The sequence below is a fragment of the Streptomyces montanus genome, from assembly GCF_005786655.1.
GTDB lineage: Bacteria > Actinomycetota > Actinomycetes > Streptomycetales > Streptomycetaceae > Streptomyces > Streptomyces sporangiiformans.
Map to the genome: position 1 here is coordinate 130,816 of NZ_VBZC01000012.1, position 21,868 is coordinate 152,683.

At 67.6% G+C, this 21,868-nt stretch carries 16 protein-coding genes; 3 read left to right on the forward strand and 13 right to left on the reverse strand.

Going from position 1 to position 21,868, the window contains the following annotated elements:
* Positions 1-318 precede the first annotated feature (318 nt).
* From FE633_RS13395 to FE633_RS13405, 3 genes are all read right to left on the reverse strand, one after another.
* Complete coding sequence (locus tag FE633_RS13395; RefSeq protein WP_138045344.1) at positions 319-804, reverse strand: hypothetical protein; 486 nt, start codon at positions 802-804, stop codon at positions 319-321.
* Positions 801-1,808 (reverse strand): DUF8094 domain-containing protein, encoded by a 1,008-nt coding sequence (locus FE633_RS13400; RefSeq protein WP_138045345.1) that lies wholly within the window; start codon positions 1,806-1,808, stop codon positions 801-803. The genes FE633_RS13395 and FE633_RS13400 overlap by 4 nt, the downstream gene beginning before the upstream one ends.
* Before the next feature lie 228 nt (positions 1,809-2,036).
* Positions 2,037-2,753: a hypothetical protein gene (locus FE633_RS13405; protein ID WP_138045346.1), complete on the reverse strand. Its 717-nt coding sequence runs from the start codon at positions 2,751-2,753 to the stop codon at positions 2,037-2,039.
* A 557-nt stretch (positions 2,754-3,310) separates the two neighbouring features.
* On the opposite strand from FE633_RS13405, the gene FE633_RS13410 reads away from it, so the two are divergent.
* Together FE633_RS13410 and FE633_RS13415 are read left to right on the forward strand one after the other, a co-directional pair.
* On the forward strand, positions 3,311-4,009 hold the full coding sequence (locus FE633_RS13410; RefSeq protein WP_138045347.1) for a hypothetical protein: 699 nt from the start codon (positions 3,311-3,313) through the stop codon (positions 4,007-4,009).
* A gap of 398 nt (positions 4,010-4,407) precedes the next feature.
* Positions 4,408-4,998: a hypothetical protein gene (locus FE633_RS13415; RefSeq protein ID WP_246113597.1), complete on the forward strand. Its 591-nt coding sequence runs from the start codon at positions 4,408-4,410 to the stop codon at positions 4,996-4,998.
* Positions 4,999-5,603: 605 nt separating this feature from the next.
* Here FE633_RS13415 and FE633_RS13420 read toward each other — a convergent pair.
* The 3 genes from FE633_RS13420 to FE633_RS13430 all read right to left on the reverse strand — a co-directional run bounded on the left by FE633_RS13420 (position 5,604) and on the right by FE633_RS13430 (position 8,994).
* The gene (locus FE633_RS13420; protein ID WP_138045348.1) at positions 5,604-6,986 is read right to left on the reverse strand and encodes a cytochrome P450; all 1,383 of its coding nucleotides are present in this window, start codon (positions 6,984-6,986) and stop codon (positions 5,604-5,606) included.
* A gap of 131 nt (positions 6,987-7,117) precedes the next feature.
* Positions 7,118-8,305, reverse strand: a complete 1,188-nt coding sequence (locus tag FE633_RS13425; protein ID WP_138045349.1) for a DUF6545 domain-containing protein — start codon at positions 8,303-8,305, stop codon at positions 7,118-7,120.
* A 5-nt stretch (positions 8,306-8,310) separates the two neighbouring features.
* Complete coding sequence (locus FE633_RS13430) at positions 8,311-8,994, reverse strand: hypothetical protein (RefSeq protein ID WP_138045350.1); 684 nt, start codon at positions 8,992-8,994, stop codon at positions 8,311-8,313.
* Between the two features lie 698 nt (positions 8,995-9,692).
* Between FE633_RS13430 and FE633_RS13435 the strand changes: the two genes are divergently transcribed.
* Positions 9,693-10,997, forward strand: a complete 1,305-nt coding sequence (locus tag FE633_RS13435; protein WP_138045351.1) for a cytochrome P450 family protein — start codon at positions 9,693-9,695, stop codon at positions 10,995-10,997.
* A gap of 198 nt (positions 10,998-11,195) precedes the next feature.
* Here the strand turns inward: FE633_RS13435 and FE633_RS13440 are convergent, their stop codons facing one another.
* From FE633_RS13440 to FE633_RS13465, 7 genes are all read right to left on the reverse strand, one after another.
* Positions 11,196-12,269 (reverse strand): cytochrome P450 family protein, encoded by a 1,074-nt coding sequence (locus FE633_RS13440; RefSeq protein WP_212747213.1) that lies wholly within the window; start codon positions 12,267-12,269, stop codon positions 11,196-11,198.
* Positions 12,270-12,310: 41 nt separating this feature from the next.
* The gene (locus FE633_RS47180) at positions 12,311-13,741 is read right to left on the reverse strand and encodes a cytochrome P450 family protein (RefSeq protein WP_171059932.1); all 1,431 of its coding nucleotides are present in this window, start codon (positions 13,739-13,741) and stop codon (positions 12,311-12,313) included.
* A 413-nt stretch (positions 13,742-14,154) separates the two neighbouring features.
* Positions 14,155-15,639 carry a hypothetical protein gene (locus tag FE633_RS13445; RefSeq protein ID WP_138045353.1) on the reverse strand — a complete coding sequence of 495 codons (1,485 nt, stop codon included), beginning with the start codon at positions 15,637-15,639 and terminating at the stop codon, positions 14,155-14,157.
* Positions 15,640-16,593: 954 nt separating this feature from the next.
* The gene (locus FE633_RS13450; RefSeq protein ID WP_138045354.1) at positions 16,594-17,508 is read right to left on the reverse strand and encodes a replication-relaxation family protein; all 915 of its coding nucleotides are present in this window, start codon (positions 17,506-17,508) and stop codon (positions 16,594-16,596) included.
* Positions 17,505-20,129, reverse strand: coding sequence for an ATP/GTP-binding protein (locus FE633_RS13455; protein ID WP_138045355.1), 2,625 nt, complete (start codon positions 20,127-20,129; stop codon positions 17,505-17,507). Before FE633_RS13455 ends, FE633_RS13450 begins: the two co-directional genes overlap by 4 nt.
* Positions 20,105-20,734 (reverse strand): hypothetical protein, encoded by a 630-nt coding sequence (locus FE633_RS13460; RefSeq protein ID WP_138045356.1) that lies wholly within the window; start codon positions 20,732-20,734, stop codon positions 20,105-20,107. The genes FE633_RS13455 and FE633_RS13460 overlap by 25 nt, the downstream gene beginning before the upstream one ends.
* Positions 20,731-21,837: a C40 family peptidase gene (locus FE633_RS13465; RefSeq protein ID WP_246113599.1), complete on the reverse strand. Its 1,107-nt coding sequence runs from the start codon at positions 21,835-21,837 to the stop codon at positions 20,731-20,733. The genes FE633_RS13460 and FE633_RS13465 overlap by 4 nt, the downstream gene beginning before the upstream one ends.
* Positions 21,838-21,868: the final 31 nt, after the last annotated feature.

Consider the following 21,868-nt stretch of genomic DNA (forward strand, 5'->3'; position numbering starts at 1 on the left):
TGCCGGGCGTGGGCGACGTGTCGGTCTTGCCCCCACCGCCGGAGGAACAGCCAGCCGCCAGGGTGACCGAAGCAAGCACTACCAGCGCCGAGGACACTGTGCGCCGATTCCGGATGCGAACAGTCGTGAGCATGGGCCTGTGGTGTTCTTGTGTCACGTTGTCTCCCCGTACGAACGCGCTGTGTGACGACCACAACCCCGGGCTCTGCGGTGCTGTGGTCGCGTGCACGGCATGGTCGAGCTGCGGTAATGCGTTTCCGTAGCCGCAAGATTACGCATCTGCCAGTCAACTTCTCAGCTCTATAATCGAGTTCACTCCTACGACTCGGGACCCCTGCGGTCGTTTCCGAAGCCGGGAGTCGACGAGTGGCTGTGTGCATTTGCACTTACAGAAGCCTTCAGCGGGTCGATCGGCGCCGAGACAACGTTCGGGTGGAAGGCCAACTCCCACCCGGGATGGCTGGACCAGACGGTGCGGGCGAGACACCGAAGCGTCCAGCCCAGAGCGCTGATGCTGCCGGTGAAGAGGTCGTCGTCGACTTTCATGGCGAGGTCGTGGTCGGCGAGTTTCATGGCGAGCTCGCGGTTGGCGAGCCACTCCTCGAAGACGTCCCGTACGCCGGCCAGGACCTTGAGTTCAGCGTGGCAGCAGCCGAGGTCTTCGGCCTCGGTCAGCCGGGCTGCCAGGAACACCGCGAATCTCCGGTCGCGTTCGAAGGCCCAGGCGCTGGGCGTGGCGATCGGGGTGTACCGCAGGGTGCCCGGCTGTGGAACACAGCCGACGGGCATCTCAGGGGCGCTCACCGCGAGTCCACCATCTTCCACTCCATGGCGATCACCTGGTACTCGCCCTTGGGGCTCAGCTTCGCAAGGCCCTGTCCCTGGAACTCGTCGGTGATCAGAGACCGTCCTGCAGGGTTGTAGACGGCTTCCTGCTCATTCGGATTGATCTCGAAGCTGCTCATGTACGCGGGCTTGAGCAGCCTCTCCTGGGTGTGAGCGGTCGGGAAAACGGTCAGCACGCCGCCGTCGGCCAGGCGCAGCGCGTACAGCTGAGGGTGCGCCGGCTTGGCGGTGAAGAACTTCTTGGTCGACCAGCGGGCCTCCTTGCCGTTGTCGCGCTCCTGGTAGACCTTGACCGCTTCCTTGGTGGTCTTCGTGGAGGCCAGCTTCGCCCCGTCCTTCGTGCCGCCGGTCTTGTACAGGTCCTCATAGGCGGCGCTGATCTGATTCGGGGCGATCGTTCCGACGCGCTTGGCCGGGTCGACGGCCGTGGCGAGCCCGTTCCGGTCGACAGCGATCTCGGGTATCGGGTCCTCCGCCCACACCGTGGCGACCATCTTGAAGCGGCCGTCGACTTTGTCGAAGATCATGAGTGCTTCTGACTTGGTTCCGTTGGACTTCGCCTTGACCGCGAACCAGTTCTGATCAGCGTCCGGGATGTAGTACTCCCGGGACTTGTACGTGAAGGGCTTCTCGTAGTTCTTCTGCTCGTCCTTCGACCACGTCTTGAACTGCTTGTAGTCGGCCAGGGACTGCTCATGAACCTGGCCCCCTTCTACAGTGCCCAGGAGCTTCCCGTCCCGGACCTTGTTGGCCTTGTTGTTGACCTTTTCGTACGTGTCCACCGTGGCGCGTGCGACATCGGCTGTTACCACGCCCTTCGGGGTGGGGCTCGCGGCGGCCCCGTCGGTCCCGGAGCTCTCGTCGGCGCCGGCACTGCACCCGCTGAGTGCGGCGGCCGCGATCACGCTGATCGAGACCAGCGACATGCGGGGGGTGTGGGCAGTGCGGTGGGGGGACGTCATTGCTGTGCTTCCTCCTGAAACGGGGCGTGCAGGTGGGGGCTGGCCTGGTCTCGGCGTACACCGGCGCTCCCCGTTGACGGCTTACGCCGAGACACACGAGGGCACGATGCGTCCTAGCCGCGCCTGGTCGTCTCGCGGACGGAGCAGCGGTGAGGGGCACGGTTCCAGGCTCCTGGGAGCAGAGGTACAGGCGGGCGGCGAACGAAACGTGCAGGTCAGTGGAGTTGGTCAGGATGTGGGCCGGAGTGGGCAACAAGCCGTGCGTGGGCGGGCTGTCACCCTGTCGAACCGCATGGCGCGATGCTCGGTGGCAGGTTGCTTCCAGTTGGCTGGCTCGGGTGCCTGGGCGCGCCCGGCAGCGGGGAGAGACGACCGGCTGGTGGTCGAGCAGTCGGGGGCGCAGGCCCGAAGTTCGGTGGGTTCGGCGAGCAGCCCTTCGCCTGTGCAGAAGACGCCGAGCTTTCGGGCCTGGTCGAGCCGGTGACTGCACAACGCGCAGTGCACGCCTTTGACTTGCTTGAGGGAGAGGCGTGCAAGGTCTGGCCTGTCTGCCGTCGGCCTGCCGGGCCGCAGGCCGAGTGCGATTTCGACCGCGCAGTGCAAGTCGTAGGTCGGGGTGTGGAGTTGGCTGCGGCGAGGAGGGACCAGCCAGTACGGTCCGGGTGGGTATTTTCGCCCTGCCGGTGGCAGGGCGATGTGGGCGGCCTCGCCGAGGCCGACGGTCTGCGGCAGGTTCCATGAGCGTGTCGTGCCGGGTGGAACGAGGAAGTACATGCCGCGGGTGACCGGGGCCATGACCACGGCGCCGAGGGGTCCTGTCACGGCGTTGAAGGCGTCCAGGCCGAGCCTGCGGGGGAGCCGCACGGCGTCCCAGTACCGGCCGGCCGGAGTGATCCAGATCCCGTCGATGCTCTGGACAGCGCCGGTCGTGGTGTCATCGATCATGGCGGTTACCCGGTCGGCGGGAGAGAGTAGTGCTGGGGCGCCCGGGTACGGTCCGGGCGCCCCAGCCCAAGTCGAGGCCGGACGGCGCAGGGGTAGGCGCGATCCGGGTGGCGCCCCGACCAGCGCCGGTCCAAGGCAAGCCCTGGACCGGAAGTGTGCAGAGCGGCGGTTGGCGGTGAGCAGGCAGCACAGCGGATCGCTCGGCTGTCATGAGCCCGTTCATCCGTGCCGCGTGCGTCATCGTGTTCCTCCAGGCCGCCTTGTTCCAAGTCCTCAGCGTCTGCCGGTGGTTGCGCTGGCCAGAGGCAGCCGGACGACGCTGTGTCGGCAGGCGGACAGCCCGCACCAATGCCCGTCGCGCCGGATGGGCGCGGGCTCCGGCCTTTGCAGATCCTGATGCAGCGCGAGCCAAAGTGTCAATGATTGTGAACGATCGTGGCGTTGGGTTCGCTGCGCCCGTACGATCTCCGCAGACCCCCCATTGCATGGGGCAACCAGAGAGGTAGCCTCATGGCATCCCCCTTCCAGACCTGTCGGGCCAGCCTTGGAGAGCTCAGGTGAACGATGCCGCCCGCGAGCCCGCAGCGGTGAAGGGTGACGAGTCCGGCGCCGCAGTGACGACACCCGCTGAGGGCGATGACCTCAGCGGCCTGCTCAGCGAACTGCAGGAGATGGCGCAGGGCTTGCCGCCAGCGGCCCAGGACAAGCTGAAACTCCTTCTGGACCCGGAAAGGATCAGCTACACCACGGGCATAGAGCCGGAGCGGGTGACTGCCCTGCTCGGCGGCGCTGCGCCGGATCGCGACGATTCGAAGGAAGCCGCCCATGCACGCCTCCTGCAGCGCCTGCTCTTCCTGCGCAAGACGCGCCTGAAGACACCGATGACCCGCCGGCTCAGCGGCAGGACCCCGAGGCCGTACACCTACGGGGAAATCGCCAGAGGCTCCAAGGTCAGCAAGCAGACGGTCTTCTACGTCTTCACCGAGGGCCGGCTCACCAGCCCGGAGAACATCGCCGCCATCGAGCGGCACTTCGGTGCCCTGCCCGGGTTCTGCTCCTACAACGAGCGCGAAGCCCTGGCGGCAATCCTCGGCCCGATCGTGAGCAACTTGAAGTTCCTCAACAAGGTGGCCGAAGCGTACGAGCACGGCGTGACCAAGGTCGCGGCACGCAGCACGGACGACCTGAGCCAGGCCGCTGATGCGATGGACGAGATCCTGACCGCGGTCATCACCGCCCGCCGAAAGCGCAGCTAGGCCCCTCCGAACTCTTCAATGCGCCGCGCTGTAGCGATCCGTCCCCGAAGCGCGCGCCAGGTGCGGGGCGAGGGCGCAGGTGCGGCGGCCGGTCCCGCGCCCTCGTGCCGCACCGACAAGGACGGCCCCTGGAAACGTTCCTGGTCAAGAACACTGTCGCAGGCATCCCTGAGGCCCAACTCCCCATCTGACGCTGTGCACCTCACCGTACAAATCGTTCACGATTATTGACACTTTGCGTTGTGGTGCATCAGGATCTGGGCAGCTCAATGATCGCCGTTGGTGCCCGAGGGCCAGGTACGCCACATCCGCGGCCTGATTGCCCACCGGGGAAGACCGCTGTCTCGGCTGCGGAGCCCTCGGCACCCCTCCAACCGTCTTCAGCAAGGAGCCCTGTTTTGCTGCCCCACAAGACGCTGCGCATCGCCGCACCCGCCCTCCTCGTGCTCACCCTCAGCGCATGCGGCGGTGGCGGCGACGACAAGCCCGACGCCGACGCGAAGAAGTCCTCGCCGAAGGCCACCCAGGCCAAGCCGGCCTCCGGCGGCGAGCTCGACACAGGCGAGAGCGCCACGGGGAAGGTCAAGGAAGGCGACGCCGAGATCACCTACGACATCACGGCGCAGAAGGTCGACATTGGTTCGGAGGCCGAGGCCCAGAAGCTGGTGCAGGACCCGGCGGACGCCAAGGGAATGGTGCTCGCTGTCGCACACGTACAGTTCACCCACAAAGCCGGCCCGGCGCTCACGGAGAGCCCAGACGCGAACGACAGCACCACGATCTGGGCGGACGGACAGAAGGGTGCCCTGTTGATCGGCGCTTCCGATGACTCTCCCGGATGCGAGGACCCGATCGACATCGAGAGCTGGAAGTCGGGCGAGAGCCATGTCCTGTGCGAGTCCTACCTGATCCCCTCGAAGACGAAGTCGGTGGAGGTCCGCTGGTCGGAGGAGAACGGCGAACCGTTCATCTGGAAGTTCCCCAAGTAGTAGCTCGGGCGGCGCGGAGGGAGAAGTCGCCCACCGGCTCCTCCAGAGCTCCCCCCACGAACGCTCAGGGAGCCCCTGGCATTTGAAGAACGAACCAGTCCTCACCTCCGCCACTCCTGGCAGTCGGATGCCCATGCCCCGCGTTCGGGCATGGGCATCCGACTGCCAGGAGCCCTACTTCTTTGACCGTCCAAGCTTCGCCTTCAGCGCGTCGTAGGCTCGGCCGAGCGCCGTGAGCCGTGCGATTGCAGGGGGCATCCCCAGAGGAAACATGCAGGTCCTTCCTGATCAATGAAGTCTCTGGAAGCAGTCTCTTCCCGGTCCGGATCCTACGGACACCAATTCTCCAGGGTCCGGCCGGATTTGGTCCGCTGACGTGACGAAGACCTGTAGTTGGCACCGCTGCAGAGCTCTGACCAGGACGTGTGCCAGACGTGATTCCTCCGGCCTCCTGTCAGCTCCCAAGGATTGTTGGCACTTCCGTACGGACGGCTACTCGCCCGTACGGTGCCGGGCAGCAGGAGGGGGCGAGCCAGGCGATCTCGGCGCCAGATGGCCCTCTTCTGGTGCCACCTACGAATCCTCGTCACAGCTGACGGCGGCCTTCAGGTGCCGGTTATCGCGGTTGGCGTCTGATCGGAGCGTTCCCGGTTCCTGACGGTCATCAGCAGAGTTCTGGGCCGTACGGTGGCCCGGGCCACGGGGCGCACAATCTGGCCGGGAGCGAGTTCGCACCGCACTTCCCGGATGATCGTTGCGATCGCGGTGATCAGTTCGGTCAGGGCGAACCTTTCGCCGATGCACTTGTGCTTGCCCTCGCCGAACGGGAGGAACGCCCCGGAGGGGGGCGGCTGCTCACTGTCCAGCCACCGATCGGGGTTGAAGACCAGGGGGTTGGGGAACAGTGCCGGGTCGCGGTGCAGGGCATGCTGGCAATAGGCCAGTTCGGTGCCGGCGGGCAGGGTCCATTCCCCGAGGCGGGTTTCGGTGACGGTGCGGCGGGTGACGAGCCATCCTGTGTGGTGCAGGCGCAGTACCTCATCGATGACACGCCTCAGGTAGGGGAGCCGATTTACGTCCTCGAAAGTGACCGGCCTGTCGCCGAGGATCTCGTCGAGTTCGGCCAGGACGCGGGCCTCGGTGTCGGGGTGGCGGGCGAGTTCGTACAGGATCCAGGAGAGCACGGACGCGGTGGTTTCGGTGCCGGCCACGGCCAGGGTGAGGATTTCGGAGCAGATCTGGTGCCCCGTCATTGGTTGGCCGGTCTGCTCGTCCTCCGCGCGTAGCAGCATGGAGAGCATGTCGCCGGTGTCGTGCCCGGATTCCTGCAGTTCGTCGACGGCGCTCTGGATGGTGGCGCGTACGGCGTCCCGTGCCTGGTCGAAGCGGCGATTGAAAGGCAGTGGAAGCTTCTCCACCCAGTCGGGCAGCATGATGCGGGCGCCGACGCCGTTCATCACTACTGACAGGTCCCGGCGCAGTCGGCGGAAGGTGGTCTCGTCGAGGCTGCCGGAGAACACCGTTTTGGCGAGCATGTCAAGGGAGAGTTTGACCATTGCCTCGCGCACGTCGAGGGTCTGGCCGGGCTTCCAGTTGTCGACGGTGTTTGTGACCTCGCCTCGCATGATGTCGACGTAGCGGGCGATCTCGCCGCGAGCGAACGCGGGGTGAAGCTGGCGGCGTTTGCGGACGTGGTCCTGGCCGGCGGCGGTGACCACGGAGTCGCCGAGCAGTTGACCCATTTTTTCGAAGAAACGGCCCTTGTCGAGGCTTGGGCCAAGGTCCTTCAGCATGACGCGGATGAGCTCAGGGTCCTGAACGATGATGGTGCGGGTTCCCGGCTGCAGTGTGATTTCGACCAGCGGGCCGTAGGTGTGGCGAAGCGATGCAATGAATGCGAGGTTGTCGCGCATGAGCTGTATCGCGTGACCCAGAAGCGGAATGGATCCCGCTGCCCTGGGTATGGGGGGAGGCGCTACGAGCGTCACAGGGGCTCCCTTCGAGCCGATCAGTGGCGCTCATATTGCTTCCCCGATCTGTGCCGTGCGCAATCCGGTTCGGCACGTGGCCTGAGCCACGACGATCCGCACCGGACGAAGTGTGAGATGCCGGTGTCCGTTCAGGCGACGCGCGTGAGGGTCTTGAGTGCCTCCGTCACCAGCGGGTGATAAAGGTGCGCCGCGATGCGGACTTGGCGGGCGCGCTCGAGGGTGGGCGGGGTGCTGGCATGAGGCGGGGCGGAATCCGAGGTAGGAAATCCGGACTCGCGGCGTTGCCGCGCGTGTTGGATCGTGGCGGCGGCCTGCAGGGAGGGCAGGTCGAGATCATGGGCGTCCGGGCGGGTCGCGGCGAGCTCCTTCACGGCCTGCGCAGCAGCCGCGCTCATCCAGGGGCGCAGGCGGTAGGTGCCGTCCAGGATCTCCGCGAGGAGATCCGAGAGAGCGTAGCGGTTCCACCAGGCCGGGCGCGGCGGCTTCGACCCCCGACCGGTCTGAAGGGCGATCCACAGCGCCAGCAGAATCCGGTGGTCGGCGCGTTCGGCGGCGCGGGCGGCGAGTGCGGGTTTGGACAGGCCGTAGCTCGCGACGAGGGCGCTGCTGCTACTGGCCACAGAGCCGACTGCCGCGAGGAAGTCCAAGGCATGGTGCCCTTGCGAGGCGGAGATGACGGCAGTGGCGGTGCAGGCGACGTAGGCGAGATCCAGCGCGACGGCTGCGGCGAACAGACGCAGGCTGTCCGCGAGTTCGGGGCGCTCGGGCAGCGCGATGACCCCGTCGCGGCCGCGGCACTGCCGCACGGTGACAGTGATCCCGGCGACGAGGGCCGTGAGAAACACCAGCTGGAACGCGAGAGCAGCTGGAACGTGGGCGTAGGAGGTGGCGAACGAGAGGGGCCGGGCCGGGTGGGCGGGTCCGGTCAGGTCGGCGGCCCAGAACAGCACTACCATCGCGGCGATCGCCAGGATGTACATCGGTGCCCAGACGGTGACCGAGCGGCGCCATGCGTCCGGGGTCCGGCGCCGCGGATGCCACAGCAGGGTCAGCGCATGGGCGTGGCCGACGCACAGCAGGATGGCGACGCTGACCAGCAGCGTGGGAAGGCTGGGCGACCCAGTGACGGTGCCGACGAGCCGGTAGACGGCAGGCGCGGACAGGAGATAGACCACGGAGGCGACCAGCAGGACGGACGCCGTGACGCGCAAGGTGGTGTCCCGGTCGCTGCGGGCCGCAGCGGCCTTGGCGATACCGACCGTGGCACACACCGCGAAGATCGCCAGGTTGACGGCGGTGAGGACGGGCTCGAGCATCGAGGTCAGATGCCGGTGCGCCGGTGGTCGAGCGAAGCTGTCACGGACCCGATTCCGGACGCGTCCTCGTTCAGGGCGAGCATCTGCAGCGTTTGCCGGGCGAACACCTCAGCTGGGTCGTGGCTGTGGTTGTGTTCCCCGCGCATTTTCACGGGCCGGCGGTGTTCAATGACGTCGTGGACCAACTCGGGTGACAGCGCGTCCAGCACATCTGCCAGGTTGTCCAGTTCGAAGACGGTGTGATCACCGAAAGGGGATCCGGCCCCCTTCTTCCGCAGGCCGCATCGCTCAAGCGGCCGGGTCACCAGGAGCCGCCAGAGACGGACAAGAGGCCCGGGGCCCACCAAGTCCTCGATCAGGTGCCACAGTTCGTGCAGTGTGATCAGCACACGGTGGAGGGGCTCGGCCTCTGCGTTGACGACGATGGTGTCACGGTCCTCACCGAAGCAGCACAGCCCGGTCATCCTTCTGGGCATCGGCACGAAATCCAGATCGATCGGCTGGCCGCGCAGCCGGGCGATGCGGTCGATCATCGCCTCCAGCCCGAGGTCGGGGCGAAGACCGAGCTTCTTGGCCTGGTGGACCACTCGCCGTCGTGTCCACCACACGGTGACGGTCTGGCTCACGACCGTGCGTGGCACGCATGCGGTGGCCATTAAACCCGGATACGCCGAGAAGGATCCGCCCATGCCGCTCAGAGACCCGTGGTCAGGTCGGAGGCCGGCGTCACGGCCCCTGTCGGCGCTGGTGTGGTGCTCGTCCGGCGATCCGCTGCCGCGGCGGCGGGGCTGTTCATCGGCCGGTACACGCTCCCAATCCCCTCGTGACAGACAGTGCATGACTGATCTGTTCACGGAGGTTACCAGTGTCCGCCGCGGATAGAGCTTGGGTGTCTCAGCAAGGCGTGCCAGTCGCGCCACATGCGCTGCTGACTGAGGGATCCCCCTTCACGAAGTACATCCCGGTTGCGTCTCACCTGGAGTGGGCCCGGGCGACCCTCTCGCCGTGCCCTTCGAGCGGCCCCTCCGCAAGGACCGGGGCGCGAGTGGAAGAGCCTTTCTGCCGGGCAGGCTCACCGCTCAACTAGCCCGCAATGCAGACCACTTGGCCGATTCGTTCACAATCGTTGACTGTGTTGCTGATGGTGCACCAAGATCTGGCCTGCCAGAGGTCGCATCAGCGGAATGACGTGCTCGTGTGGCCTGCCAGACCCTCGTGATGATCGCGCGCGGCCCAAGGGCCGTGCCGCCGTCGGTTCTGACGACCAGGAAACGGTTCCGAGATGACCTACCCGCCACCCCCCGCTCAGCCTTTCGACAGCGCTGGCCCCGTGCCTCCGCCCAGCTGCCCGGCACACGCCGGCCGAGTACGGCTGACCAGTGAGCTGATGGAGCACGAGCTGAGCGGCCTGTACGAGACGTGGCGCAAGGAGCACGGGCCGGTCGTACCGATCGAACTGGACGGCGGCATCCCGGCCTTCCTCGTCATCGGCCGAAAAGAACTGCAACAGGTCTGCCAGCAAGAGGACCTGTTCACCCCGGACTCCCGACAGTGGAGCGAGCTGCAGGCGCACCGGGTGCCGGTCGACTGGCCGCTCCTGCCGCAGGTCGCCTATCAGGAGAATGCCCGGTTCATGAGCGGTGCAGAGCACTGGCGGCTGCGCGGCGTTCTGGAGTCCGGGCTCAGTCAGGCTGACAGCAGGCTGACTCGCCGCGTCGTCGAGTGGGAGGCCGACCGGCTGATCGACCGGTTCTGTGAGAGCGGGCGGGCCGACATGGTCGCCGACTATGCCGCACCCCTGCCCCTCCTGGTCATGCTGCGCCTGATGGGGCTGTCACACGAGGACGGAGAGCAGCTGCTGCCTGCTATCCCCCGCCTGCTGGAGGGCGGCGAAGGAGCCCAGCGCGCCAATGAACAGATCAACGCCATCCTCCAGCGCGTGGTGGCCGCGCGCCGGGCCCAGCCCGAGAAGGACCTCACGTCCTGGCTGATCCACAGTCCCGTCAATCGCCCTGACACGGACTGGCCGTCACTGAGCGACAAGGAAGTGGCCAACCAGGCCTGGCTGACAATCCTGGCGGGGGCCGGCGGGTGCACGAACTGGATCGCCAACGTCATGGAGCAGGTCGTACGAAAGACGGAGTTGCATGACCTGCTCGTCGCCAACAGGGCGTCGATCGACCAGATCATGAACGTAACGAACTGGGAGAACCCTCCTGTTCAAAACGTACTGGGTCGGTTTGCGACACGGGATCTGTCCCTGGGTAATTATCAGATCCCTCGCGGCGCCATGTTGGTGCTGGGCCTGGCCGGTGCCAGTACTGACCCGAATGCCACGGGCACCGGCGAGCGCATCTCCTACACCCTCACCAATGAATCCCACCCCGCGTTTGGTGCGGGCCCGCACGGGTGTCCCGGGGAGCGCATGGCCAAGGACATCGTCAGGACGGCCATCGACCATTTCCTGTTCCGCTGTCGGGCCCCGTACCTGGAGAATCCCGACGAGTCCCTGGACTGGGGCACATCGATCATCGTGCGGTCCTTGCGTATTCTGCCCGTGGCCTTCAGGCGGAGCGATCGCGTCCTCGGTGACGAGGCAGCCTCCGGCTCTGCCCTAGGCGCCTCGCGGAGCGCTCACTCTTTGTTCCCGCCGCGGATGCTGGAGCAGTTGGTGCCGCACGCCTCTCGCTGAATACCGGCGCCCCCAGCTCGGATTGCCGATGCCGCCCGCTCCCGGTCGTGCCCTGCGGCCGGGAGCTTCGCTGCTATGGCGAACGCCGTGATCAACCACTGGTTGCGGCCAGAAGGACCGGTCCCAAGGCCCAAGGACAAGGTCAGCTTGTCTCTCAGCCTCGGGGCCGGTCCCTGAGTCACACGACCCGAACGTGGGTTACTTCGGGGCTGGGTTCCGCTCCCTAAGGCGGACAGGCAGCCGCGCTACCGAGTTGCTCGACAGCGAGTCGAGCGGCTCCAGCTCGGACAGTTTCTCCGCGGGCGTGATGATGAACCGCTCATGGAGAGCGGGGAGCGCGATCCGGGCCTCAAGGCGAGCGAGATGTGCGCCCAGGCAACGGTGAACGCCATGGCCGAAGGCGCGGTGCTGGTGAGCATTGTCCCGGCCGGACACGAACCGGTCAGGCGCGATGAAGACCTGATCGTCACGCCCAATCGCCGCTGCATGGATCATGACCGGCGAGCCGGCACGGATCGTCACCCCGGCCACCGTCACATTGGCGACGGGGTACAGGAACATGATGGTGGCGGCCGGAGCATCGAGCCTCAGTGACTCCTCCACCACACCCCGCCAGGGGTCTTCGCTGGCGCGGCCTTCGAGTATCAAGTCGAGCTGCGCAGGGTGTTCAAGCAGATTCTTGATCGCGTTCGTGAGCAGGTTCTGCGTGGTCTCATGCCCGGCGATCAGCATCAGGAACAACGTCCCAACGAGTTCGTCCTCGGACATGCGGTCGTCGTTGTCGTAGGCGTTGATCAGGGCTGTGGTGAGGTCGCCACCGGGTGCTGCCCGCTTTTCTGCCACCAGCTTGGCCATCGCGGCGCCGATGGCGGCCTGCGCGCCGAGCCGTTCGGCCGGCGGCGTCTGGCTGCTGAGCAATCGTCCGCTGTCGGCCGCGAGCTGCTGCCGCGTGTCCGGGTCGTCGACTCCGTACAGCTCGCAGATCACCCGCATCGGCAGCTGGAAGGCGAACTGGCTACGCAGGTCCATCACCGTGCCCGGCCCGGCGGCGGCGAGGTCATCGAGCAGTTTCCGGGTGATCTCCGCGATTCGCGGCCGCAGGGCCTCGACTGGACGGCTGGTGAAAGCCTTCTGGATCAGACTGCGCAGCCGGATGTGGTCCATGCCGTCCATGTTGAGCATGGTGGGGGCCGTGATGATTCCCAGCAGCGGCCACGAGTCCGGTACGAGGCCGTCGTTGAGGGCCTGCCAGTGCTGGGGGTTCTTGCGCATACTCGGATGGGTCATGAGCTCGTCGGCGACGTCACGCCGGTTCACCGACCAAGCAGCCACGCGACCAGGGAGTGCCACCGGGACGACGGGCCCGAGCGCCTGCAGTGCCCGTGCGTCCCCGGCGGCGTCACCGCTCCCGAGGACGTAGAGGGGGTTTGTGAGCTCCATGCGCTCGGGGGCGGGGACGCCGTTGGTGAGCTGGGGTTCTGTGAGTGCCATGAGGGGCCTCCGAAGGCGGATGGGACTGGCGCGCGGCGTGCTCCGCGCGGGGTAGTAGTGAAGACGACGTGCAGGGCGGTGAGTGCCCGCACGACAAACGAAGGCCCCCAGGAGAGGGGTCGCTCGGGATGGGCCAGGGCCATATGGGGGCAGCGCTGTCGTAGCCGCTCGACCGCCACCGTGGTGATCAGTTCACCAAGGATGACTGCTGGCTTGGGGCACCGGTGCTGTCCGGCCCCGAATGCGGCGTGGGCGCGGTTGCTGACCGTGTGCGCGTCGCGGGCGCTGCCCTCGCCGAGAGCGGGGTCGCGGTTGGCTGCCCCTAGGCCGTGGATGAGCATGTCCCCGGCACGGATGGTCCTGCCGCCCAGGACCACGTCCACCCGGGCGAAAGACCCCATGACGTTCTCCGCCGGCGGCGCGTTCCAAAGCGTCGCGCGCAGAACAGCTTCCAGAGACAGCCTGTGGGACCGCAGACCCGCGGCAAGCTCCTTATCGGTGGCCAGCTGTGCCAGACAGTTCGCGATCCATCCCGTTGCGGCCCCTGCACCAGAGGTGAACATCAGCCAGATGTCCTGGCGTACGGCCTCGTCGCTCAGCCCGGGCACGGCCGCAATCAGCCAAGAGACCAGGTCGTCCTCGGGTAACTCGCGGCGGTCGGCCACCAGCCGGTCGAGGATGGCGGTTATCTCGTAGTCGGCGCGCTGCGCCTGCTGGCCGCCCTGCAGCATCCGGTGCACCGCGTTGAGGAGCTGTCCAACGTCGTTCCCGCGCAGGCCGAACAGGCGCGCGAGGACCAGGAGCGGCAGCGGCCGCGCGTACTCCGCGACCAACTCGGCCGAGCCCAACGCGCAGAAACTGTCGATGAGTTGATCGGCGTACGCCTCGATGAGACGGCGGGTCTGGGTCTGGTCGATTCGCTTCAGCGCGCTGATGAGGGCGTCTCGGCGGGGCTGGTGGTAGGGGGTGTCGGTGAAACGTGTGTTGTCGCGGTAGGCGACCTGGGGGAGCAGCCGCCAGGTCGCCGGCACCCGTCCCTCTGCTAGTTCGCGCCAGTGCCTGGAGTCGCGGGTGAATAACTCCTCGTGGCTGCAGACCTGCTTCAGCTCCTCGTACCCGATGACCAACCAGGCCGGAATGCCGTTCCCGCCCTCGTGCTCGAGGAGGATGGGCACCACCGGGCCGTACTCCTGCCGAATCCACTGGTACAGCTTGTCCGGGCCTTCCCGCATGTACTCGTTGGAGAGCGCCAAGGGCCGCTGGTTATGGACGGGGCAACCGGGCTGCTGTTGTGGTAACGGGCCGTCGGGATGGGGAGCGTGGCCGAAGTGGGGGTAGGTCATCGCACCGTTTCCTGGTCGAGTACGGAAACAACGGAGCAGCGCGGCCGCGGCGGCCGTGTGCGATCAACACCGATACGTTCTAAGGCGGGTCGCGTGCAGTAAACGGCACCGGCATACGCGATCTCTGATGGCCACAGATCCTGGCGCACTAAATACCAAAGTGTCAATAATCATGAACGATTTGGCGGGCTGTGGAAGCGAAGACGCGAACATCCCACGTGGCAGACAGCATCGGCCCAGGACAGAAGGCGCAAGAGGAAGGCTGAGTCCGCTACACCTGCCAAAACGTCGGGAGGAGAGATACAGCGTCACCCGGCGGCCGGTCATCTGCGCTCGGCCTCCCAGTTTTCAAGCTCTGCCCGCAGCACTGCACAGGCCCGCTCAGCCTCAGCCTGGTCACGCAAGTGCTCCAGCCACCCCTGATCGCCAGCCGGCAGCGTGCCGCTGTCCGGGACAACAGCAGGCCGGCGCCAAGCCCGCGCCGCGTAGATCTCCAGGGGAGAAGGGGCTTTGGCCCACGCCTGGTCCGGCAGGGAGGCCAGGAAATGCTCTTCAGGCTCGCGCCACATCGGTCGGTACGCCGAACTCTGCAGGCGGTGAGCTTGACGGGCCTGCCGTCCTTCGGCCAGACGGCGACGCAACTCGGGGCGGAGCTGCTCGGCATAGCGCTGCCACGCCGGGGAGTGGGCCGCTCCCCGGCGGCGGAGCATCTCCTGACGGCGTTCGCCCCTCTCGTCGACTTGGTCATCGCATACGACCGGTGCAGCAAGGTGGGGCCAGACATGGTGCTGTCGGCGACGGGCGAGTTCGTGGCGTACGTACGCTGCTGGATCTCGAAGATATCCAGGAACTCCCCAGGTCAGGAGTTCGGCGGCAAGGCTCTGCCAGGCCCATCCGGCAGCGATCAGAGGGCGCAGGGCGTGCGCGAGGCGTCGGGCACATCCGCGGTTAAGCCACCACACCTCGCGCTGCAACTGCTCGGCGGTCGCGATGCCCCGTGCGCACTCGGTGGCTGAGACGCGTTCTTGGCCGGTGGTGTCGGCGCTGTCGGTTCGCGTCGCGCGCCTGCGCGAGGTGTAGTTACTACCCCCCTCTACCTTCAGATGACTGCCGTCCTGGGGAACCACAAAAGAAGGGGTGCACGAGCGGGAGTTTTCCACAGGCTCCGCCTGCTGCTTGCGTAGCCGTGCCTGCTGGCGTTCACCGGCGGCGGCCACCGCCAGTTCCCGGCCCGCATCAGTGACCCCCACCTGCCTGGCCGTGTAGCCCTCGCCCCTGATCCGGCGTCCCATCGCGTCGTCCCACACCCGTGGTGCCACCGCCGCGAACAGGGTCGCCGTACCGCGGTAGCCGTGCTCCCTGATCCACCTTGCGCCGTAGCGGGTGCGCAGTGCGTTGCGCTTCGAGCCGTGCTCCGCGTAAGCGAGCAGGCCGAGCTCGCGCAGGTATCGGGCATGGTTGAAGACCGCGCGCCGTTTCAGCCCGAGCTCGCGGGCTGTCGCCTCGACGCTGAACGGGAATGTGCCGTCCTTGCTGCGCCCCATGCGCGCGGCGAACACCTCGGCCAGCCGCAGCGTCGTCGGGCCGGCACTGAGGTGGAACCCGGAGCCGACCATGAACCGTGCGGCAGCGAGAAAATCCGCGCCCCCGCGCAGCTGCCGGGACGCGGTCGTGCTGATCTCGTGGGCGCTGGCGTCATGAACAAGATCGAAAGAGCGACCGGATGCGCCCACGCCCGATGCGGTCTTGGACACATCCACGCGTGCCACCGGTTTGATATGGCGGCACAACAAAACGTCGTGCATCATTACCTCCGTACTCCGGTGCCTTTGTGCCGGGGCACAACGAAGCCCGGTGACGGTGCTTCGGGGTTCTGGAGAACCTGAAAATCTGTCCGACCTGGGGAGGTCGGGCACTTCGCCTGACCAGGGATTAGGCCCCTGGAGAGGGCGGTGGCAGTTCAGCCGAACGGCCCGGTGGGGACCGGGCCTCGTGGCCAGGGACGGCAGTGGCCCTTGAGGAAGGCGCCGCTGGGATCCGCCCCTTCGATGGGTTACGTCATCCAGCCCCCCTCATCGGGGACCGTGGCAGAGCCGCATGCCGGACGGCATGCGGAAATCCACCAGGGGGCCGGAGCTGACACAGCCTCCACCTGGCGGGGCGTGTTGTGTCCCAAAGGACAGTTACGGGTACGCTGCATCGCAGCGAGACCTCGTTTCCAAGACCTCGGTCTCGCACTGTGCGAGACGCATTTGACGAGTAGCTTCCTCGCACCGGCTCGGCCCCGTTGGCGCGATCCAGGTTGTGGCGACCTGGAGCCATGCGGGGCCATCGTCGTGTCCAAGGACCATTTGCCGCGTCCCGCAGGACACAGAGAACGGCGCGGCACCACCCTAGTCCCCTCACCGCACCGAACGGCACACGTTCCACGTGCCCCTGACCGTGTGTCGCTCGAATGTTCGTGACGTCCCCTCACACCGTTGATCTGGGGCCACCGAGCGCGGTGCAAAGCAGGGATCGCCTGGAGCTTGGCGGCGTACTGTGCCACCCACTGACACAGCCGCGGCTCAGTGACTGTGGCACCGTGCTGAAGCAGGAACCGGTCGGTCCTGCTGAGATCACACTTGCTCTCCAACTGGCTGACGGAGGCGGCGCGTTCGGTGATGAACGACGCCCAGCATCAATGGCTCTGGTGCGACGGCGGTCTCCAGGGAGAACACGACAGCGCAGGATGCGCGACGTAGCCGTACGGGCGAGGGCTCTCACAGTTCGGTCCAGGGGCGCCGCTCGCCGCCGGCCAGCGGCACCCACACGTCTCCGGAGGCGCCCTGCACTTCGAGGTCATCCAGGACCGCAGCGCCCATTGCCACCTGCCGGGCCAACGAGCCCACGAGAGGGTGCTGCGCCACCATGGCCTGCAAGTCGCTGATCCGGTTGTCCAGGACGTACTTGGAGGCCCCGGTCAGTACGAACAACACCCGGGGGAACACGGGATACCAACGCAGCCAGATGGCTCCCGGGGTGGCCGGCTGCCTCGAGCGCTGCCGACCGACGGCCTGTGGTTCGTATGACCACAGTCGCGCGTACTCAATCAATTTCGACGCGAGCCGCTCGCTGCCCATGGTCGCCCGGTCGACCTCGACGAACGCCCTGAGCTTCGTCCGCTGATCCTCACCGATGAGGGTGTAGTGCATCACCGCATCCGTGATGATCCTCTCGCCGTCGCTGAGCGGGTGGGAGACCTCCGGCGTCCAGTCCAGGTGACCGTGCTCATCCCCGCGTCGGCGGGCATCGGCGACGAACGCCAGATGGCTGCGGACCACGGTGAGGGTGTGCGGGGTCTTGAGCGAGGCAGCCGTGGCCGAGTTGATCGGATAGGGCGGACGGCCGCGCAGCGCGGGGAAGTCCCGGGTCAGCCGGGCACCCTCGCTCGTCAGGAACCAGGCGCGGGACCGGTTGGACTGCGGCAACACCGTGTAGTCCACCAGGCCCTCGCGGCGCAGCCGGTTCAACGGCGTGGACACGGTCTGACGCGCCGCGCCGGGCCGCAACAGGTCGTGGAGCTGATTCGTGGTCGCCATCCGGTGCTGGCCGAGCGCGGCCAGTAGCTGATGCGGCAGCGGCTCGACCGGGCTCGGCGTACGCCCGGACGACACGGTCTCAAAGGCGGTAGTCACCTGTATCCCTTCTTCTGCAGATGTACAGCCGGCGGGGTGGTGGAGGCGTGCTGGGCGAGGAAGCCGTTCACACGGGTGAGCTGTTGGACGGCCCGGTCCGTGAGCTGGTCCAGCGGCGCCGCGCCGGCCATCGCCCGGGCCGCGCGCTCCAGTGCCTTTGCCTGACCGGGCCGGCAGTAGTCGGCGAAGACCTCGTCCAGGTGCGGGCCGGTGATCCGGACGGGACCGACGCGACGGCCCTTGACTGTCAGCGACATGTAGTGATCGAACCGGTCCAGGGCGGCGACGACGTCGGGGCTAGGCCGGTCGCCCCATTCCGAGGTAATCGGAGCAACGGCTGACTGAGAGCCCGCAGTTGACGCCAGGGTGGAGGCGTTCTGCACCAGCGACAGCCGCACCGGGATGGGCAGGCGGGCCAAAAGCTGCGTCATGCCGTGGACGTGGACCTTGTACTTGCGGAAGTCCTCGAACATCGCGGCGATCGTCTCCGGGGCCGCGCCGGTCAGGGTGATCAGCTCGTCGAAGTACGGGCGGAACGGCACCCGCTGGTTTTCCGGGGTATCGCGGCGGGAGCGCACGGCGCGCAGCAGGTCCCGGGCGAGCAGTGCGGTGACCAGCCGGTCGGTGGGCCCGTTCCCGCCCGGGCACACCCACACGATCATCTTCGAGTCCATCGCGGCGCGGATGTTGTAGACGCCGGCCGGCTGCCCGAGAAACGCGCGGGTGACGGGGTTGGAGGCCAGGCGGGCGATCGGGTTGAGGACCACGGCGAAGGAGTCGACGGGCAGTGTCGGGAACACTGTGCGCCACCAGGAGCGGGTCTCCTCATCCAGGCGCCCCTCCACCCCGGCGAGCGCCGCAGCGCGGAAGACCGAGTCGGTGAGCAGCGACCGCACATGGAAGACAGTGGCCTGGTCCTCGGGGCGCCCGGCCTGGCATGCGGCGTCGTTGACAGTCACCAGCACCGCCAGGGCGGCGGTGAGGATGGTCAGCGCCCGGGGTGCGCTGGCATCGTCCCAGCCGAGTGCGGACGCGAAGGCGTCGGCGGTGGCCTCGACGACCTCGTGCGCCACCTGGCCCTGGTGCATACCGAGCGGGTTCCACGAACTCACCTGCGGAGCAGGCCCATTGGCGTTGAGGTCGATGAGCGCGATCCGCTGCATCAGCACGTCGTGGGAGAGGAACGGCAGAGCGCGGGGCCAGGAGTCGCGGTGCGGGTCGACGAACATCAGCCCACCACCGGCATGCGCCCAGCCGATCGCCTGCGCCAGGGCGCGTTCGGTCTTGCCGCCTCCCGCCTTGCCCACCCCGACCTCGAACAGCGTCTCCTTGGCATAGCTGGCGACCAACCGCCGGCGGCCCTCAGGACCGCGGTAGATGCCCTGCAGCAGCAACTCGGGGTTCCCGAACTCGAAGGTCGGTAGGTCTCCGGCGAGCAGCGGCAGTCGGCAGTGCACCGTGGGTGGCTTGAGTAGACCGGCCAGTTCCTCCAGGCGCACCCAGTTCGGGCGGGGCGGCTGGCAGTGCCTCAGCCGCCAGCGGCGCTCGAAGCCGCGTCGGCTGGGCCAGCGGTCGGCCCCGAACCGCCACGGGCCCACGAGCCACCCGCGCATCGCCCACCGCGAGCCGCCGCCGAACACGTCGAAGGCGGCCTGCAGCTGGGCGAGCCGGGCCTCGGATCGGCCTTTGGTGTTCGACGCGCACATCACGAGCAACTGCACACGGACGAGGTGGTCGTCATCGGCGAGCTTGCCCAGTGCGTCCTCAGGGTCCACCCGGCGGGGGACAGGTGGCATCACCAGACGGCGCCCGCCCCCGCCCTGCTTTCCGCTGACCAACTGCTGCAACTGCCAGGCCAGCGAGTCCTCGATGCCGGCGGCGTCCTGCCGCACCCACCTGGCAGCCCGCTGGGCCTCGCGCCGCTCCCTGCGGCGGGCGTCCGACATCAGCTGCACACGGCGCGCCCGCAGCGCCCACTTGGGAGCCCGCTGGATGTCGAGCCGTATCTCGGCCAGGTCACCCAGTTCCGCCCGCAGGTCGGAGACGGCATCGACCAGCGGCTGCAACGGGTCCGGGTCCAGCGGAACCTCACGCAGCGGGGCCGTGGGCTTGCCGCGCAGGAAGAACTCCGCCCGCACCACATGCTCACGCGGCTTGTCGACGAGCGGACGAGCCCGGTTCACCGTGACGGCCGGGCCGAAGGGAGTGATCGACAGCAGGCGTTCGCCGCCTGCGGGACCCTCGATCCGGTAGCGCAGCGGACTCGAGCCGTCCGCGCGCAGCCGGATCTGCACCGCCTTCGTACGGCGCGGCGCCCACCACGGCATGCTCGTCGAGGCCCGGGCGAGCTGGACCCCACGGCGGAAGATCTCCTCCAGGCCGGGGTCGAAGTGCCGCGCCGGCACGAGCTCCAGCGCCATCCGCTCGGCCGAGGCCTTCCTTGCCAGGCGGCGCACCACCATCTCGCCCACGCCCCAGGCCACGGCGACAGCCAGTGCCAGAAGGTACCAGTGGTCGTAGAACCAGCCGACGGCGTCGACCAGCCAGGTGATCAGGCCGAGTACCTGACCGGAGGCCATCTGATCGGTCTGGTTGGTCAGATATGGGGCTGTGGAGTCCACGCGGCGCCTCCGTCCTTGTTCGAAGTCGTGCGGGTGAAGTGCAGGTCGGTGATGCGGCCGTCGGTGTAAGTGCCGCCGCGGTCGGCCCCCGCCCACACGAGATGGACCACCGCCTTCGCGGAGCTCCGGTCGCGGCGGGCGATCGCGGCCTGGATGCGGAAGCGGGAAGTGGCGAACGCAGGGGCCACCGCCTGCTTCCGGGAGGGGAAGAGGGCGGGCCAGTTGGCGCGGCCGATCCCGGTGGCGTCCGCGCGCAGGAGAGCACGCCCGGCAGTGAGCAACTGACGCTCGTCGCCCGCGGGAAGGTCAGCGGGCCACGCAGCCTCCAACGCCTTCTGAATCGCCTGGTCACCGGCTGCGCCTTCGCCGTGCGGCGGCAGCACGGACTCGAGTGCCGCCTGGCCCGGAGGCGTGCTGTCCGTCGGCTTGTGGTCGGAAGGCGAGGAGGCCGCCGGTGAGGGATGCGTGGACGCGGTCGCGCTCGGCGGAGTCGCCGAAACCGGTACCTCCTGGTCGTGCGGCAAGCTCAGAAGGACTACGCCAGCCACGGCGAGGACGACAGCGCTGATCAACAGCAGACGCGGTGTGCGTGGGGTGGTGGTCATATCAGCCGGGCCCCTCCCGCATAACCGGACATCGCGTCGACCGCGTCCAGCCGTACGACAGTGCCCGGGCGCGCAGCGTTGATCATTTGACCGCTTCCGACATAGATGCCGACGTGATAGATCGTCGAGTCGCGACCCGGGGCGTAGGCGTAGAAGACGAGGTCGCCCGCCTTCAAGGCACTGGTGCCGAGACTGGCGGGGATCCGCCGTCCGACACCGGCCTGGTCGGCGGCAAGGCGCGGCAGACGGATGCCGACCTTGGCGTAGGCGTAGGTGGTCAGCCCCGAGCAGTCGAAGCCCTTGATGTTTGTGCCGCTCTTGCCACGGGGCGAGCAGCATTTGCCGTACGTCTTGCCGCTCGCGTTGCCCCCGCCCCACGAGTACGGGACACCACGCTGGGAGAGGGCCGTCTCGAGGACGGTTCGGACCTTGGCGGAGACGTCCTTGAGGCTGGGGCCTTTGGCGGCCGCTGTGTACTGGTCGACCCAGCCCAGCACGTTGGAGACGTACTCGGACGAGTGGTTGTACTGCAGGATCGCCCCCTTGAGCTGGGCGCGCTTGGCCAGGTCGCGGCCGTTTCCGCACAGGTAGATCGCGGCGCCGAGCGCTGCGTCGTCGGCGTTGTGCGGGTCAGCCGTCTTGTCGCCGCCTGCGTCCTTCCCGACGCCCTCCCAGGTGGAGGGCAGGAACTGGAAGGGACCGACGGCGCGCTCACCGTGCGCGGTGCCGTCCCAGCGGCCGTTGTCGGTGTCTGGGAAGACGGTGGTGTTGCCGCCGGCGCCGGAGCCGTTGAGGAGCACCCCGTAGATGCGCGGGCGGATGTCCCCGTTGTCCGCGATGTTGCGGCCAACAGCGTGGTTCGACTCGACCTTGGCGATGCCGGCCAGGATCGGCCAGCGCATCCCCCGGCACTTCGGCACATGCTTCCCGACCTTCTGGACTGCCTTCTTGTACGCGGTGAGCATGCGCGGCGGGATGTCGGCCGCGGTGCCGCCCTCGGCGATCCCGCCGTCGTCACTCGTCCTGCTCTGCTGGGCCATGACCGCGCTGATCGCGTTGGAGACGGGTGCGGCGCAGCACACGGCGGTGAACAGCAGCAGCACGGTTAAGCATCCCCACCGCGCCATGCGGCGC